General features: G+C 71.2%; 15 protein-coding genes and 1 pseudogene. 8 read left to right on the top strand and 8 right to left on the bottom strand.

Annotated elements, in window-relative coordinates:
• Window positions 1–2: 2 nt before the first annotated feature.
• From QQK35_RS08385 to QQK35_RS08370, 4 genes are all read right to left on the bottom strand, one after another.
• Window positions 3–365, bottom strand: a complete 363-nt coding sequence (locus QQK35_RS08385; RefSeq protein ID WP_284253773.1) for a GMC oxidoreductase — start codon at window positions 363–365, stop codon at window positions 3–5.
• A complete protein-coding gene (locus QQK35_RS08380) occupies window positions 259–1,578 on the bottom strand; it encodes a GMC family oxidoreductase (protein ID WP_284253772.1) in 1,320 nt (439 codons plus the stop codon). Before QQK35_RS08380 ends, QQK35_RS08385 begins: the two co-directional genes overlap by 107 nt.
• Window positions 1,575–2,999: an aldehyde dehydrogenase family protein gene (locus QQK35_RS08375; RefSeq protein ID WP_284255650.1), complete on the bottom strand. Its 1,425-nt coding sequence runs from the start codon at window positions 2,997–2,999 to the stop codon at window positions 1,575–1,577. Before QQK35_RS08375 ends, QQK35_RS08380 begins: the two co-directional genes overlap by 4 nt.
• A 78-nt stretch (window positions 3,000–3,077) precedes the next feature.
• Entirely contained in the window at window positions 3,078–4,508 is a 1,431-nt protein-coding gene (locus QQK35_RS08370) for a purine-cytosine permease family protein (RefSeq protein WP_284253771.1), read from the bottom strand.
• Window positions 4,509–4,653: 145 nt separating this feature from the next.
• On the opposite strand from QQK35_RS08370, the gene QQK35_RS08365 reads away from it, so the two are divergent.
• On the top strand, window positions 4,654–5,574 hold the full coding sequence (locus tag QQK35_RS08365) for a LysR substrate-binding domain-containing protein (RefSeq protein ID WP_284253770.1): 921 nt from the start codon (window positions 4,654–4,656) through the stop codon (window positions 5,572–5,574).
• Window positions 5,575–6,322: 748 nt separating this feature from the next.
• Here the strand turns inward: QQK35_RS08365 and QQK35_RS08360 are convergent.
• The 4 genes from QQK35_RS08360 to QQK35_RS08345 all read right to left on the bottom strand — a co-directional run bounded on the left by QQK35_RS08360 (window position 6,323) and on the right by QQK35_RS08345 (window position 9,584).
• Entirely contained in the window at window positions 6,323–6,649 is a 327-nt protein-coding gene (locus QQK35_RS08360; RefSeq protein WP_284253769.1) for a hypothetical protein, read from the bottom strand.
• An 11-nt stretch (window positions 6,650–6,660) separates the two neighbouring features.
• Window positions 6,661–7,059 (bottom strand): hypothetical protein, encoded by a 399-nt coding sequence (locus QQK35_RS08355; protein WP_284253768.1) that lies wholly within the window; start codon window positions 7,057–7,059, stop codon window positions 6,661–6,663.
• A gap of 1,314 nt (window positions 7,060–8,373) precedes the next feature.
• A complete protein-coding gene (locus tag QQK35_RS08350) occupies window positions 8,374–8,769 on the bottom strand; it encodes a hypothetical protein (RefSeq protein WP_284253767.1) in 396 nt (131 codons plus the stop codon).
• The gene (locus QQK35_RS08345) at window positions 8,745–9,584 is read right to left on the bottom strand and encodes a hypothetical protein (RefSeq protein WP_284253766.1); all 840 of its coding nucleotides are present in this window, start codon (window positions 9,582–9,584) and stop codon (window positions 8,745–8,747) included. Before QQK35_RS08345 ends, QQK35_RS08350 begins: the two co-directional genes overlap by 25 nt.
• A 425-nt stretch (window positions 9,585–10,009) precedes the next feature.
• Here QQK35_RS08345 and QQK35_RS08340 point away from each other — a divergent pair, with 425 nt between their 5' ends.
• From QQK35_RS08340 to QQK35_RS08315, 7 genes and pseudogenes are all read left to right on the top strand, one after another.
• Entirely contained in the window at window positions 10,010–11,284 is a 1,275-nt protein-coding gene (locus tag QQK35_RS08340; RefSeq protein ID WP_284253765.1) for a flavin-containing monooxygenase, read from the top strand.
• Window positions 11,281–11,688 (top strand): RidA family protein, encoded by a 408-nt coding sequence (locus tag QQK35_RS08335; protein ID WP_284253764.1) that lies wholly within the window; start codon window positions 11,281–11,283, stop codon window positions 11,686–11,688. Before QQK35_RS08340 ends, QQK35_RS08335 begins: the two co-directional genes overlap by 4 nt.
• 78 nt (window positions 11,689–11,766) lie before the next feature.
• Window positions 11,767–12,351, top strand: coding sequence for a DUF1028 domain-containing protein (locus QQK35_RS08330; protein WP_284253763.1), 585 nt, complete (start codon window positions 11,767–11,769; stop codon window positions 12,349–12,351).
• On the top strand, window positions 12,338–13,483 hold the full coding sequence (locus tag QQK35_RS08325) for a M20 family metallopeptidase (protein WP_344200078.1): 1,146 nt from the start codon (window positions 12,338–12,340) through the stop codon (window positions 13,481–13,483). The genes QQK35_RS08330 and QQK35_RS08325 overlap by 14 nt, the downstream gene beginning before the upstream one ends.
• Window positions 13,480–14,835: pseudogene (locus QQK35_RS08320) on the top strand (amidohydrolase); the annotation flags it as partial. The gene QQK35_RS08325 and the pseudogene QQK35_RS08320, both read left to right, overlap by 4 nt.
• A complete protein-coding gene (locus tag QQK35_RS20375; protein ID WP_431311840.1) occupies window positions 14,717–15,106 on the top strand; it encodes an amidohydrolase family protein in 390 nt (129 codons plus the stop codon). The pseudogene QQK35_RS08320 and the gene QQK35_RS20375, both read left to right, overlap by 119 nt.
• Before the next feature lie 150 nt (window positions 15,107–15,256).
• A complete protein-coding gene (locus QQK35_RS08315; RefSeq protein WP_284253761.1) occupies window positions 15,257–15,889 on the top strand; it encodes a TetR/AcrR family transcriptional regulator in 633 nt (210 codons plus the stop codon).
• The last annotated feature ends 2 nt before the right edge of the window (window positions 15,890–15,891 follow it).

Genomic DNA, 15,891 nt, shown 5'->3' with positions numbered 1-15,891 from the left:
GGCTACTCGGCCCGCCCGGCGGCGTCGGCGCGGATGAGGTCGGCGGCGCGCTCGCCGACCATGAGCACCGTGATGACCGGGTTCACCGAGGGCACGGTCGGGAAGACGGAGGCGTCGGCGATCCGCAGACCTTCGACGCCGCGCACCCGGAGCCGGCGATCGACGACGGCGAGCTCGTCGTCGTCCGCGCCGATCCGGCAGGTGCCGCTCACGTGGTACACGGTCTGGTGGATCGCGCGCTCGACCGCGCTCAGCTCCTCATCGGACTGCACGTCGGCGCCGGGGAACACCTCGCGCACGATGCGGCTGCGGAACGGCTCGGCCTCGCCGATCGCCCGCGCGGCGCGCACGCCGGCGAGCAGCATCCGCTCGTCGTGGCCCTCCGGGTCGGTGAAATAGCGGTAGTCGATGAGGGGGCGGCATCCGGATCGGGGAGGCGATCCAGACCCGGCCGCGGCTCGACGGCTTCGCGACGTTCGGGGCGATCGCGACGATGTGCTCCGGGAAGACGATGCCGTGGTTCTTCGGGTGCTCCACCCACGCCTCGACGGGGAAGTGCATCATGACGTCGGGTCGCTCGGGGCGGCCGGCATCGACCTGCAGCATGGCGCCCGCGTCCCAGCCGCTCGCGCTGATGTCCGGCGGATCCTCGACGGTCTCCCACACGACCAGGCCCTCGGCGTGGTCCTGCAGGTTCTCGCCGACGCCGGGAAGCTCGACCGCGACCGGCACCCCCGCCGCCTCGAGTACGGCGCGCGGCCCGATCCCCGACAGCAGCAGCAGCCGGGGCGTGTCGATCGCCCCCGCGGCCACGACGATCTCCCGCCGGGCGCGCGCCACATGCACGACGCCCTCGGCATCCCGGTACTCGGCACCGATCGCGCGGCCGCCCTCCAGCAGCAACCGGGTCACCCGGGCGCCGGTCACGAGCGTCAGGTTCTCCCGCGCATCGAGGATCGGATGCAGGTACCAGATCGACGTCGAGCCGCGCACGTTGGTCGCGGGGTCGTAGCCGAGCTCGAAGAATCCGGTGCCGTGCGCGTCGACGTCGGTGCGCCCGTCGTTCCAGCGCTCCTGCACCGGCAGCCCGAGCGCCGTCGACGCGGCCTGCACGATGTCGGCGAGCACCGGGTTGCGGTCGGCCGTGGCCACCGGATGGATCGGGATGGCGAGCCGGTCGAAGTACGGCTGGAACGTGTCGGCGTCCCACCCCGCGGCACCGAGCTCCGCCCACTCGTCGAGGTCGGCGCGCAGCGGGCGCCAGGAGATCATCGTGTTGGTGGTCGAGCAGCCGCCGAGCAGCCGGGCGCGGGTCTGCCGGATGCCGGAGTTGCCTCGCGTCTGCGGCACGCTGCGGTAGTCGAGGTCGTACTCGCTCTCGACCATCTCGGCCCAGCGCCGCAGGTACCGCGCGCGGTCCTCGCCGCGGTCGTCCGGACCCCACTCGAGGACCCCGACGCTCACGCCGGGATCCTCGGTGAGGCGGGCGGCCACCACTCCGCCCGCGGTGCCGCCCCCGATCACGAGGTAGTCGACCTCGAGGTCGACCCGCTCCGGGTCGGAGGCGCCGGTGGTCATCGGTAATCGATCCACGTGGTCTTCAGGCCGGTGTACTGGTCGAGCGCGTGCGCCGACAGGTCGCGCCCGAAGCCCGACTGCCCGAACCCGCCGAACGGCACGGCGACGTCGATCGCGTCGACCCGGTTGACCGAGACCGTGCCGGCGCGCAGACGCGGCGCCACCCGGTGCACGCGCGCGAGGCTGTCCGACCAGAGCGAGGCGGCGAGACCGTAGCGGGAGCCGTTGGCGATCCGGATCGCCTCCTCCTCGGTGTCGAAGGGCGTGACGGCGAGCACCGGGCCGAAGATCTCCTCCTGGGCGATCACGGCATCCGGGGCCACGTCGCCGAACACGGTCGGCGGCACGTAGGCCGCCGTGGGCGAGCCGGCCACCTCGGAGCCGCCGGCGAGCAGCGTGCCCTCGCCGCGTCCGGTCTCGATGAAGCCGCGCACCCGCTCGGCCTGCTTCACGCTGACGAGCGGGCCCATCGCGGTCGCCGGGTCGAGCGGATCACCCGGCCGAATGCCGCGGACGCGGTCGAGCACCCGCTCGAGCAGCGCGTCCTGGACGGCGCGCTGCACCAGCAGGCGCGAGTTCGCGGAGCACACCTGCCCCTGGTTGGTGAAGATGCCGGCGATGACGCCGTCGGCGACGCGGTCGAGGTCGGCGGCGTCGGCGAACACGACGTTCGCGCTCTTGCCGCCGCACTCCAGCCACACCGGCTTGAGCGTCGACTCGCCCGCGTAGGTCATGAACAGCCGGCCGACCGCGGTCGAGCCCGTGAAGGTGATCGCATCGACGTCGGGATGCCGGCCCAGCGCCCGGCCGACCACCGGCCCGGGGCCCGGCACGACGTTGAGCACGCCGTCGGGCAGGCCGGCCTGAATCGCGAGCTCGGCGAGGCGGAGCGCGGTGAGCGGTGAGTCCTCGGCCGGCTTGAGCACGACCGAGTTGCCGGTCACGAGGGCCGGCGCGAGCTTCCAGATCGCCGTCTCGAGCGGGTAGTTCCACGGCACGATCGCGCCGACGACGCCGAGCGGCTCGCGGGTCACCAGGGCGAGGTCGCCCTCGCCGGTCGGCGGGATCTCGCCGGGGATCTTGTCGATGATCTCCGCGTACCACTTCAGGATCGCCGCGGAGCCCGGGATGTCGAAGGCCGACGTGTCGGCGATGAGCTTGCCGGCGTCCAGGGTCTCGAGCACGGCGAGCTCGGCGGCGTTGTCGAGGATCAGCTGCGCCAGCCGCAGCAGCACCTCCTGCCGCTCGCGGGCGGAGCGCCGCGACCACCGGCCGTCGTCGAACGCCCGGCGGGCCGCCGCGACGGCGAGGTCGGCATCCGCCTCGCCGCCGTCGGCGACCATGGCGAGCGTCGCGCCCGTCGCGGGATCGAGGTCGGCCCGTCGCGCCCCATCGACGGCCGGGGTGAACCGGCCGTCGATGAAGGCGTCGGCCCGAGGGGTGAGGCCCTCGGCGATCGCCGCCCAGTGGCCGCGGTCGAGGGCGGGGAGGAGCCGTCGTCACTCGGCTCCCACGGAGGTGATGTCGCCGGCCGCCATCTCGTGCGTCGGCACGAGCTGCCGGCGCGAGGTCCGCATGAGCACGTAGTACAGCGGGCAGACGATGACGAGGCCGACGATCCACGAGATGTCGACGCCGCCGAGCGCCTTCGCCACCGGCCCCTCGAAGAAGGGCGTGTTGACGAACGGCAGCTGGACGACGATGCCGACGAAGTAGCAGATCACCGCGTTGCGGTTGATGCGCCCGTAGATGCCGCCGTCCGGCCGGAACAGCGACGTGATGTCGTAGTTGCCGTGCCGCACGACGTAGTAGTCGACGAGGTTCACGGCGGTCCACGGGATCAGGACGATGAGCAGCAGCAGCAGCAGCGAGGTCAGGTTCGTCAGGAAGTCGGCCGAGGCGGCGAACCCGATCAACAGCGCGATGACGAACAGGATCACGGCGATGATGCTGCGCGTCCACGCTCGGGGGATCCACTTGGGCACGAGCGTCTGGCCGATGGTGATGATGGCGAGGCTGCCGCAGTACAGGTTCATCGCGTTGGTGATCGCGATGCCGACCCCGAACGCGAGGAGGGCGAGCCAGCTGATCCCCGGCACCAGATGCTGCAGCGCCGTCGACGTGTTCTCGATCTTCGGGAACGCGGCGCCCAGCAGCGCACCGAACGCCATGGTGATGAGCGAGCCGAGCACGCATCCGGCGAAGGTCGCCCAGAAGGCCGGGCGCACGCCGGTGTCCTTCGGCATGTAGCGCGTGTAGTCCGACACGTACGGCGCGTACGCGATCTGCCACAGCGCGGCGAGCGAGACCGTGCCCATGAATCCGGCCGCCGTGAGCGTACCGCTCGAGAAGGCGGCGGCGGGGACCGTGTGCGCGACGATGACGTAGACGAAGCACGCGACGAGTACGAGGCCGGCGACGATGCTCATGCCGGTGCCGAACGCGTGGATGAGGCGGTAGCCGAACACGACGCCGACGACGCTGATGAGGCCGATGATGACGGTCGACCAGAAGGTGCCGAGGTGCAGGAGGCCGTCGAGGGCCTGCCCGCCGAGCACCGCGTTCGAGGCGAAGAACGCGACGTACATGACCACGACGATCACGACGACCAGCAGGCTTCCCCACACGCCGAACTGCGCCCGGGTCTGCAGCATCTGCGGGATGCCCATCTGCGGACCCTGCGCGGCATGCAGCGCCATGACGATGCCGCCGAGGACGTTGCCGATCGCCATGGCGAGGATCGCCGCCCAGATCGGCAGTCCGTACACGACGGTGGAGAGAACGCCCGTCGCGATCGTCAGCATCATGATGTTGCTGCCGAACCAGATCGTGAACAGGTTGCGCGACTTGCCGTGGCGCTCGTTCTCGGGGATGTAATCGATGGTGCGGACTTCGGCGACGGGCGCCGCCGTTCGGGTCTCGGTGCTCATGTGCGCTCCTCAACGCGGGAGACGGCGCCGGTGCCGTCCGGATGCCCTATAGCGTCGTCCTGTCAGCGGCATCAGACAAATAAGGTTGGGCGAATCACTGCATCACTTGGGATGATGCCGAAACACACCGGCGGATGGAGGAGTCATGGCGCGTAAGCCGGACGTCACGCTCGCCCAGCTGCGTTACTTCATCGAGGCGGCCAACACGCTCTCGATGACGGCCGCGGCGGAGCAGCTGTTCGTCGCGCAGTCGGCGGTGTCGTCGGCGATCTCGCAGCTCGAGAAGCAGATGGGCGCCCAGCTGTTCGTGCGGCAGCGCTCGAAGGGTCTCGCGCTCACCGCCGCCGGCCAGCAGTTCCTCGGCGACGCCCGGGCGCTCCTTCTCAACCTCGATGAGGCGCTCGACACGGCGCGCGGCATCGACAACCAGGTGCGCGGCACGATCCGGATCGGCTGCTTCGTGACGCTCGCGCCGTTCGTGCTGCCGGCGATCGTCGCGCGGGTGCGGGCCGCGCACCCCTACCTCGACATCGAGGTCGACGAGGTGGATGCCGACGAGGCCCGCGAGGCGCTGCGCAGCGGCCGGGTGGAGCTGCTGATCGGCTACGACTTCGCGCTCGGCAACGACATCCGGCGCACCGTGCTCGCCGAGGCGCCGCCGCACGTGCTCATCGCGGCCGAGCATCCCCTCAGCGCGAAGAAGCGCGTGCACCTGCGGGAGCTCTCGCGCGAACCGATGATCCTGCTCGACCTGCCGCACAGCCGCGACTACTTCCTCGGCATCCTGGCGTCGGTCGGGCTGCAGCCCGAGATCCGGCACCGGACCATGAACTACGAGACCGTGCGGGCGTTCGTCGCGCACGGGCACGGATTCTCGATCCTCAACCAGCGCCCGCGGCACGACCTCAGCTACGACGGGGAGCGCGTCGTCGCGCTGCGGATCGCCGACGACGTTCCGGCGCTGCCGATCGTGCTCGCCTCGATGCGCTCGATCCGCACGACCGCGCGGGCGCGCGCCGTCGCCGAGGTCGCGAGTGAGGTGGTTGCGGAGGCGCTGCCGGCCTGAGCCCTCTCGGCGAGCGCGCGGGTCATCGCCCGTGCAGTGCCGGCTCCCGGTCGGGATTCCTCGTGCCGGATGCGGCGGCACGGTTCGATTTCGGTACAGAGTTTCGGCACGGCGCGCTCGGCGTGTCCCGGTAGTCGACGCAAGCGTCGGCACTCGTGCCGAAAACGATCGTTTTCGGCACAAGGGGAATCTCCCGATCGGCAGTCGGGGGCGACCCGTTCAGGGTGGGCGTGCTCGGCGAGTCCGAACTCGTTGGCTCCGTGGGCTGACTTACCGGAGTCCGCGGGCCTCTGAAATGAGGTCCGCGTAATAGTCCAACCCGCGCTTGCGGAGTTCCTGCACGTAGATGGGCCACGGCGGGACGTTGCTCATGTAGGGCTCGTCGTCCGGACCGTTCCAAAGGCCGCCGGCGCGCAGCGTTGACAGCCCGCCACCCCGCAAGGTGGACAGCCCGCCACCCCGCAGGGTGGATAGGCCTCCTCCTCGAAGCGTCGACAAGCCGCCCTCTCGAAGCGTGGAGAGGCCACCGTCTCGCAAGGTGGACAGGCCGCCGCCCCGGAGGGTCGACAGGCCCCCGTCGCGGAGTGTGGAGGCTCCGCCGCCTCGCGACGTAGACATGCCGCCGCCGGCACCCGTGTAGAGCCCGCCACCCGGGCCGGTGTAGAGGTTCCGAGGCCAACTCATGAGCCGAGCATAGAGATGGCGGCCGAAGCTGGGCACGGAAACGATGCTAGAGAGCGTTACTCAGTTATGCTCCGTTGATGCCACCCGGCTTCGCAAGGGTGCGGAGCCAGTGCCGGTGCGCCCAGTAGGTTGCGGCGCGGAGCGTGCGGAAGTAGCCGATCAGCTCGCGGTCCTCGCTGCGCTCGGCGTATGTGACGGTGCGGTAGCCCAGCTCCCCGCCGACGCGCAGGAGCCGCACGATCGCGTAGGGGCGCTCGTACTGCGCGGTCATCCCCCATTCGCCGGGTCCCTGCTCGACCGCGGCGAGGATCGGATGCCACGCCCCGGCATAGCCGGAGCGCGCTCGGGTGGCCGCGTCGAGCCCGTCTTGCGGGTCTGCGTTCACCGCCACGCCGTCGACTCCTAGCGAGGCCCCGGGGGCTGCGGGTCGGCGTCGCTCGCCCGGTGGCCGTACCAGGGCGCCAGGTCGCGATCGCGAGCCTCCCGCGGCACCGGGCCGAGCCGACGGACGGCGCTCGCGCACACCAGGGCCTCGCGGCCGCTGCCGTCCGGGGCGCGCCAGCGCAGCTCCACGCTGCGGTCGTTCCAGCCGGACGCGTCAGCGAGGACGTAGACCACCAGCTCGGGGTACCGCACCCACGCCCGGACCCGGATCGGCTCAGCCGGCCGGAACAGCAGATGCTCGGCCAAGCCGGCCTCCTCGGGCGTGAGGCTGAGCGGCTGCGGCCGCAGCGCCATCTCCTCGATCTGCCGCCGGCCGATCTCGTCGTAGATCGCCTCGTAGCGGCGATTGTGGGTCACGTCAGGCGTAGAGCCCGACGACGGCCCACGAGCCGTCCGACAGCGGCCGCACGTCGATCACGTACTGCTCGCCGTCGACGTCGCGTCCCTGGAGCCGCCACCCGGTCCACGAGCCCGGGAGTGGGTGCGTGATCGCGTCCGGGATCAGGACGTCGGCCGCGGTGATCCGCGACGGGGTACCTCCTGGATCACCCTCAGTCGCCGCGCTCGGCCGTCGTTGCGGCGCTCAGCATCAGTCCCGGCGCCGCGCGCGCCGCGCTCGATGAGCTGGAAGAACTCGGTTACGTCACCGCCGACGTCGACGCCGCCCACCGCAAGGGTCGCAGCGTCCGTTACTGCGTCGACCGCGCTCGCCTGACGGACGACCTGACGGCGTTCGTGAGCTGGATACTCCGCTGACCTAGAGGCGTTGACACGTACGTGTCAACGAGGGGTCCTTGACCTTTCCCGCTGCGCGATCGTAGTTCGCTCCGCGCCTTCGTTCCGGGCTTCCGCGGCATGTCCTCGCTCGCTGCGCTCCCTCCGGTATTCCACGGTCCCGGCACTCCATCGCTCCCGCTCTCAATCGATCCCCATGCCGGAAGGCCAAGGAAAACGGTTGGTGCGACGAATGGAGCAGATGATGAATCCCGGGGACGTTTTCGAGCATGTAGGCGGCTATGACGTGCGGGTCGACCCGATGGACGACCTCCAGTGCGAGAGCTGCCAGTGATGGGCGAGGTCGAAGCGATCACGATGACGGTTCCCACGACGTCGGCCGCCGACGCGACGCGCAAGATCACGGCGCGGCTCGAAGCGATCGCGCGCTACATCACCCAGGGGCGGACGCTCGCCAGCACCCAAGCCGTGCCCGTTCCCGACGACGACGTGGTGCTGTGTCGTGGACACCCTCACCCGCGGGGCGACGCGATGAGCGGCGCCGCGAGGGGCCGCACGGCCCCGATCGGTCTAAGGTCGACCGGGGAGGGACGATGCGAGGGCTGTTGGTTGGGGGATTCGCTCTCGGGATCCTGCTGCTCGTCTGCGGGCTGGTCTGGGGCCTCACCGTCGACGGCATCGGATCGCCGATGAGTCAGTGCGTCCACGCTTTGCAGAATCCGACATCGGGGATCGCGATTCCAGACGGCAGCACAGTGTCCGGCGGATACTCGCTGACCCCCTCGGCGTTGAATGCAGCTGGTCGACACCGGGCACCGACCAGTCGGGAGAGCACCTTTTCACTCATGGTGCCCTCCCGACCGTGATATCTATCGCCGGCGCCCTACTCGTGCTCGCCGCCTTGCTCTTGACGGCCCTCAGACGGGCGCGGCGCCGCTAGCACTCTTCGAGCTGTGGCGCCGTGGTGCCGGTGTCGGCGCTGTACCAGCACGTATTCGGCCCGTTCCAACCGTGCGACGTGTTGAGAGTCAGACGGTTGCCGTTGCCGCTGGGGTACGACTCCTGATCCACTCCCATGCAGTCAGTGAGAGCCAGGCTCGGATTCCCGATGCAGAAGCGGTTGTCCACCGCCTGCACGCTCCCGCCCATCAGGCCAGACGAGTCGACTCCGCGCGGTGCGAGCACATCCACGATGAGTGCAGACCAGCCGTAGTCCGCGATCGGAATCTGCTGCGGATACTCCAGCCCGATCGCGATCGAGTTCCGGTTGCAAGAGTCGCCCAGGTCGTTGTAGTCGGCATACGGCTTCACACCGGCCGGCGCCGACTCCACGTCCTCTCCCCAGGTACCACCGTCTGAACGGTGTACGACCAGCCGTAGTCCTTGGCGAAGGGCTGATCCTTAAAGCCCGAGTTGCAGAAGTCGCGGGTGCCGCCCTGGTAGTTGACGTTGTTCGTGTAGGCGTCGAGTCCGAACTCCAGGCCGAAGTCGGAGTACGTGTACCGCGGATCGTTCCCGTTGTTGACCGCGCCGTACCACTGATAGGTCTCGTTGAAGTCGATCAGCGAGCCATCCTGGGTGACGTTGATGAAGGCATCCTCGGGAGCCCAGTTGAGAGCGCTCGGGTTGTTGATATTGGGCGAAGCGAGGCTGCTCTTGCTCTTGCTCTTGCTCTTGATGGAGGTCTCGTTCGACTGGAGCTCGGCCACAGAATGGGCGGGCACCTTGGTGGCGTCCTGACCCACGAAGGCCGGCTTGCCCGTGGCGATGGGTGCCTGCGCGTTCTCGTCCTTGGCCAAGTTCTCCGCGGTGTCTGTCACGACGATGCTCGTGGCTCGAGGCACCGCCCCGTAGACGCTCGCCTCGCGAGCCAGGAAGTCCTTGACGCTGATGGAGCCGGTTGTCGCCCACTGCCCCTGAATGCCGCCCGCCTCAAACGTGACAGCGATTGCATTCCGCATGCTGCTCGCGATCTTCGCGGCACTGCCGAGCGAAGTCGGATGGTCGAACGGAATCGCTCGCTGCACCACGTCGGTTCCAGTCGGACCGACGTCGACCTTGGCTTGACGCGGCGCCGCCGCCGCTGTGGACCCTCCAACGATCGTGCCCGTTGCGATGAGCGCGGAGGTCGTGATCAGCGCGACCATTGCCCGCGTTTTCCCCTGCATGTTCGATCCCCTTAGTTTCAACGTTGAACCATGTGGGCTCTGTTTACTCCGCGCCGACAGAACACGACAAGTCCTCTCATTAGCGGACACCATTAATACTTGCAAGCATGAATGCTTGCTTGCTCCCAGCTGCAGGTGATCGACGCGTTTGGGAACCCCTGTGGCGTGAGCGTGAGGGCGGCAATGCCGAGGACCGCAACGACGAGGAGCCAGGCAGTGAGCCGGCCTCCTCGGGCGTGAGACTCGCCGGCTGCGCCCGCAGCGCTCCACCTCGATCTGCTGGCGGCTGATCTCGTCGCAGATACGTCGGCATCACCCGAATAGATGCAGATGGTCACACCGCACTATTTGCTCGATCCCGGGGGCCGTCCGAGACTTGCCGGGACAGGGGAAAGGACGCGCTCATGGCCGAGAACGTCGAGGTGCTGGTCGTCGGAGCCGGGCAGGCCGGCATCGCGATGAGCGAGCACCTCACCGCCCGCGGCATCGACCACGTCGTGCTGGAGCGGCACCGCATCGCCGAGCGCTGGCGCACCGAACGGTGGGACTCCCTCGTCGCCAACGGGCCGGCCTGGCACGACCGCTTCCCGGGGCGGGCCTTCGACCTCGACGACGACGCGTTCCCGGGCAAGGACCAGGTCGCCGACTACTTCGCCGCCTACGCCGAGCAGATCGGGGCGCCGGTGCGCACGGGGGTCGAGGTGCTGTCGGTGCGCCGTCACGACGGGCGTCCCGGATTCCGGGTACGGACGAGCGGTGGCGAGTACGACGCGCGCTACGTCGTCGCCGCGACGGGGGCGTTCCAGAAGCCCGTCATCCCGCCTCTCGTCCCGGCCGACGCCGGACTCGTGCAGCTGCACTCGAGCGCCTATCACAACCCCGCCCAGCTGCCGCCGGGGGCCGTGCTCGTGGTCGGTGCCGGGTCGTCGGGCGTGCAGATCGCGGCCGAGATCCAGCGCTCCGGTCGCCAGGTCTACCTCTCGGTCGGCCCGCACGACCGGCCGCCTCGGCGCTACCGCGGTCGCGACTTCGTCTGGTGGCTCGGGGTGCTCGGGCTCTGGGAGCGATCCACGCCCCCGCAGGGCGCCGAGCACGTCACGATCGCGGTGAGCGGCGCCGACGGCGGGCGCACCGTCGACTTCCGTGACCTCGCCGACGAGGGCATCACCCTCGTCGGGCGCACGCAGGCCTACCACGACGGGGTCGTGACCTTCGCGCCCGACCTGGCCGACAACATCCACCGCGGCGACGCCAACCACCTCGGCCTGCTCGAGGAGGCCGACGCGTGGGTGCAGCGCAACGGCGCCGACCTGCCGGAGGAGCCGGAGGCGAAGCTGCTCGGACCCGACCCCGAGTCGGTCGTGCATCCGCTCGCCGAGCTCGACCTGGCCGCCGCGGGCGTCGCGTCGATCGTCTGGGCCACGGGCTACACCGGCGACTACGGGTGGCTGCAGGTCGACGCCTTCGACGAGCGCGGGCGGCCGCAGCACCAGCGCGGTGTCTCGTCCGAGCCGGGTGTCTACTTCCTCGGCCTTCCCTGGCAGTCGCGCCGCGGGTCGAGCTTCATCTGGGGCGTCTGGCACGATGCGCAGTACCTGGCCGACGCCATCCAGATCCAGCGCGGCTATGCCGCGTACGACGGTCACGCCGCGGTCGCGGCAGGAGGAGCATCCCGATGATCCACACCCGGATCCGCCCGTTCAACACCAGGGACACCTACCCCGAGCAGAACCTCGACAACGACCTCTGCCAGGCGGTCGTCGCGAACGGGGTCGTCTACATCCGCGGCCAGATCGGCCAGGACCTCGACACGCGCGAGTCGATCGGCATCGGCGACGTCGAGGCGCAGGCCGAGAAGGCGATGGCGAACATCAAGATGCTCGTCGAGGAGGCCGGCGGCACCCTCGAGCACATCGTCAAGGTCACCGTCTACCTCGTCGACATCCGCTACCGCGAGGTCGTGTACCGGACGATGGGACGCTGGCTGAAGGGCGTCTACCCGGTCTCGACAGGCATCGTCGTGTCGGCGCTGGCTCGCCCGGAGTGGCTGGTCGAGATCGACGCCACCGCGGTGCTGTCGTGACGTTCTCCTCGCGGTGCGCGACGGCGGCGCGTTCGGGTCGCTCATCTGCTCGTCGTCGCCCGCGGTGGGGCCCGCTGCGTGCACCTGCGCGACGGCGCCGGCGCGGTGCACTCGCAGAACATCACCGACCCGCGGCTCGGCGCGCGGCTGCTCGACCTGCTCGAAGGCGGCACCCCCGCGCCCGAGGCGATGGATCGCGTGGTCGCGACCGATGCGACCGCGCCGTTCCGGCAGCTGGTCGCCGTCGACGCCGAGGGGCACACGGCCATCCACTCCGGACCGAACGCGCTCGGCACCGTCGGCGAGCACGAGGCGCCGGGCGCCGCGGCGGCGGGCAACCTGCTCGCGAGCGCCGAGGTGCCCCGCGTGCTGGTGCAGGCATGGAACGACGCGACCGGCCCCGTCGAGGCGCGGCTGCTCGCGGCGTTCGAGGCCGCCATGGCGGCAGGCGGCGAGGCCGGGCCCGTGCACAGCGCCGCGATCACCGTCGTGAGCGGGCACGGCTGGCGCACCACCGACCTGCGGGTGGACTGGAGCGACGACCCGCTCGCCGCGATGCGCGAGCTCGTCGAGCAGTGGCTGCCGCAGCGCGACGACTACATCCTGCGGGCCGAGGACCCGGCCCGGTCGCCGGGGTACGGGGTGCCGGGTGACGACCGCTGAGGTCGCCGCGCTGAAGGCGGCGGTTCAGGATGCCGTGGCGCGCGATCGCGACCGGCTCGTCGCGCTCGCCGACCGCATCCACGCGAACCCCGAGCTCGGCTGGAACGAGCACAGCGCGGCGGGCTGGGTCGCCGAGGAGCTGACCGCCGCCGGCTTCGACGTCGAGACCGGCGCCTACGGGCTGCCCACCGCGGTGCATGCCGTGCGCGGCATGGGATCGCGCCGGGTCGGCCTCGTCGCCGAGTACGACGCCCTGCCCGGCCTCGGCCACGCTTGCGGGCACAACCTCATCGCGGCGATCGGCGTCGGCGCCGCACTCGCGCTCGCAGAGGTCGCCGACGAGCTCGACCTCACCGTCGAGGTGTACGGCACGCCGGCCGAGGAGGGCGGCGGGGGCAAGATCGAGATGCTCGAGCGCGGCGCGTTCGCCGGCCTCGATCTCGCGATGATGGCGCATCCCGCGCCGCGCGATGTCGCCGAAGCCGAGCCGTTCGCCGTCTCGCACTCGCACATCGCCTACGACGGCGTCGCCGCCCACGCGGGCGCCTACCCCGATCGCGGCGTCAACGCGAACGACGCGTTCGTCATCGCGCAGGTGGCGATCGGGCTGCTGCGGCAGCAGCTGCCGAGCGGAACGCGGGTGCACGGGATCCAGACGGTCGGCGGGCAGGCGCCCAACGCCATCCCGGACCGCACGGAGGGCCGCTGGTACGTGCGGGCGACCACGCTCGCCGAGCTGGAGGTGCTCGACGAGCGGGTGCGGAGGTGCTTCGAGGCGGGCGCATTGGCGACCGGCACCACGTTGTCGATCACGCCGGAGAGCAGGCCGTACTCGGAGTTCCGCACCGACGCCGCGGCGCTCGCCGCGTACGTCGCGAACGCGACCGCGCTCGGCCGCGAGTTCGCCGGGCCCGACGACGACGTGCCGATGCGCCGTGCGTCCACCGACATGGGCAACGTGTCGCAATTGGTCCCGGCGATCCATCCCTACGTCGGGGTGGGGCCGACGACCGCCTCCAACCACCAGCCCGAGTTCGCCGCGGCGTGCGTCGGCCCGGTCGCCGAGCAGGCGCTGACCGACGCGGCGACCGCGCTCACCTGGACCGCGATCGACGTGTTCGCCGCGCGATGACCGGCACCTGCATCCGCAACGCCCGCCTCTACCTCGGCGCCGGGCGCTGGGAGAGCGGGAGCCTGTTCGTGCGCGACGGCCGGATCGCGGCGCGCGGGGTCGACGGCGCGATCGCGCAGCTGTGCGACGACGCGACAGAGATCGTGGATGCCCGGGGAGCCTCGGTGCTGCCCGGCTTCCACGACACCCACACCCACCCTGTGCTCGGAGGGATCGCGCTGCTCGGGATCGACCTGACCCCCGTGCACGACGCGGACGCGTACCACCGGCTGATCCGCGCATACGCGGCCGCGCATCCCGAGCTCGAGGTGATCGAGGGGTCGGGCTGGTACGGCGACGTCTACCCCGGCGGCACGCCGACACGGTGGATGCTCGACGAGCTCGTGCCCGACCGTCCGGCGATCCTGACGAGCCACGACGCGCACGGGGTGTGGGTCAACTCCGCGGCGCTCGCCGCGGCGGGCGTGGCCGACGACGTCCCGGACCCGGCGGGCGGGCGCTTCGTGCGCGACGAGCGCGGGAGGCTGACCGGACTGCTGCTCGACGCGGCGCAGGCGGCGATCGCGGGCATCCGGCCGACGGCGCGGGCGGGACTGGTGGAGGACGGCATCCGGGCGGCGCAGGAGCGCCTGCACGCCGTGGGCATCACGAGCTGGCACGACGCGGCGGTCGGGCCGAGCGAGCTCGGGCCCGACTCGTTCGACGCCTACCTGGCGCTCGACGCGAGCGGCGAGCTGCGCACGCGGGTGGCGCTGTGCCAGTGGTGGGACCGCGAACGGGGCCTCGAGCAGATCGCCGGGTTCGAGGAGCGCCGCGAGCGGGTGCGCGGCACGCGGCGCCTCCGCGCACGCATCGTCAAGGTCATGCAGGACGGCGTGATCGAGAACCGCACCGCGGCGATGCTCGAGCCGTACCGCGACGACCCCGGCAACCGCGGCGAATCGTTCATCGAGCCCGCGCGGCTGAACGAGCTCGTGGCGGCCCTCGACGCGCGCGGGTTCGACGTGCACCTGCACGCCGTGGGCGACCGGGCGGTGCGCGAGTGCCTCGACGCCGTGCAGCACGCGCGCGAGGTCAACGGCCCGACCGGCGGACGGCACCAGATCGCGCACGTCGACATCGTCGCCCCCGGCGACCTGCCGCGCTTCGCCGCGCTCGACGTGACGGCCAACGTGCAGATGCTGTGGGCGCGCCTGGATGCCGAGGTCGTCGAGCGCAAGCTGCCGGGGATCCGTGCCGGTGCGGCCCGCTCGCACTTCCCGTTCGGGTCGCTCCTGGCTCACGGGGCGCGGCTGGCCGGCGGGAGCGACTGGCCGGTCTCCGACCCGAACCCGCTGTGGGCGATCCACACCGGCGCGACCCGGCTCGCCCCTCGACCGATCCGCACGCCACGCCCACCTCGCTCACCGAGCCGATGCTGCCGGGGAGGCCATCGCGGTCGGCGCCGGCCTCGACGCCTACACCGGCGCCGCGGCTTGGGTCGGCCGGCTCGAGAACGAGACCGGCACACTGGCGCCCGGCTTCGCGGCCGATGTCGTGATCCTCGACCGCGACATCTCGAGCGGCGAGGGTCTCGACCTCGCCAACGTCGTCGCGACGTACCTCGACGGCGAGCGGCTCTGACCCCGGTGCCCATTTCGACCCGAAATGCAGGAGTGGTGGGCGGTGCATCGCCGCGGACACGGCATCCGTCCGGCGTGGTGACGTCTCATCTCCTGCATTTCGGAAGGCGCCACCCGCGCTCGGCCGACGCCGGCACGCGAGAATGACGGTGTGCCGAAGATCGTCGACCACGAGGCGCGCCGGCGCGAGATCGTCGACGCCTACCTCGCGGTGCTCGGCCGCGCGGGTGCGACCGGCACGACCGGGCGCACGGTGGCGGCGGAGCTCGGCCTCACCCCCGGCACGCTCTGGCACTACTTCGCCAGCGTCGAGCAGATCGCCGAGGCGGCCGCCCGCCGCGGCGTACTGCGCACGATCGAGCGGATCGCCGGGCGCACCGCCGGCCAGCGCGGGCTCGAGGCGCTGCTCGGCATCGCCGAGGAGGTGCTGCCGCTGGATGCCACGACGCGCGCCGAGGCGCAGGTCGTCGTCGCGTTCTGGGGCACGGCCGAGCCGCTCGCGAGTCCGGGGCTCCGGCTGGGACGCGTGCCGGAGTTCGAGGCGCTGACGACGACGGCGCTGCGGGAGGCGGTCGACGACGGCGAGCTCGCGGCGGCCACGCCGATCCGGAGCCTGGTGCGCCTGCTCGACTCGGTCTACGCGGGCGAGCAGGTCATCGCGGTCGCCGACGCGGGCGATCGCGAGAGCGAGGACCACCGTGCCGCCGTGGAGCTGTGCCTGCGGCCGTGGGCCGCCACCGAGCAGGCGCGCCGCCGCCTGCGCGCCTGGGCCGGCGGCCGCTGACG

Origin of the sequence: Pseudolysinimonas kribbensis, from assembly GCF_030161895.1 — a bacterium.
Taxonomy (GTDB): domain Bacteria; phylum Actinomycetota; class Actinomycetes; order Actinomycetales; family Microbacteriaceae; genus Pseudolysinimonas; species Pseudolysinimonas kribbensis.
This window is presented reverse-complemented; position numbering and strand designations above follow the sequence as displayed.

Coding starts and splice junctions, on each gene's coding strand:
- QQK35_RS08335 (WP_284253764.1), top strand. CDS start 11,281: ATGATCCACACCCGGATCCGCCCGTTCAACACCAGGGACACCTACCCC.
- QQK35_RS08380 (WP_284253772.1), bottom strand. CDS start 1,578: ATGACCACCGGCGCCTCCGACCCGGAGCGGGTCGACCTCGAGGTCGAC.
- QQK35_RS08365 (WP_284253770.1), top strand. CDS start 4,654: ATGGCGCGTAAGCCGGACGTCACGCTCGCCCAGCTGCGTTACTTCATC.
- QQK35_RS08370 (WP_284253771.1), bottom strand. CDS start 4,508: ATGAGCACCGAGACCCGAACGGCGGCGCCCGTCGCCGAAGTCCGCACC.
- QQK35_RS08345 (WP_284253766.1), bottom strand. CDS start 9,584: ATGGTCGCGCTGATCACGACCTCCGCGCTCATCGCAACGGGCACGATC.
- QQK35_RS08340 (WP_284253765.1), top strand. CDS start 10,010: ATGGCCGAGAACGTCGAGGTGCTGGTCGTCGGAGCCGGGCAGGCCGGC.
- QQK35_RS08385 (WP_284253773.1), bottom strand. CDS start 365: ATGCTGCTCGCCGGCGTGCGCGCCGCGCGGGCGATCGGCGAGGCCGAG.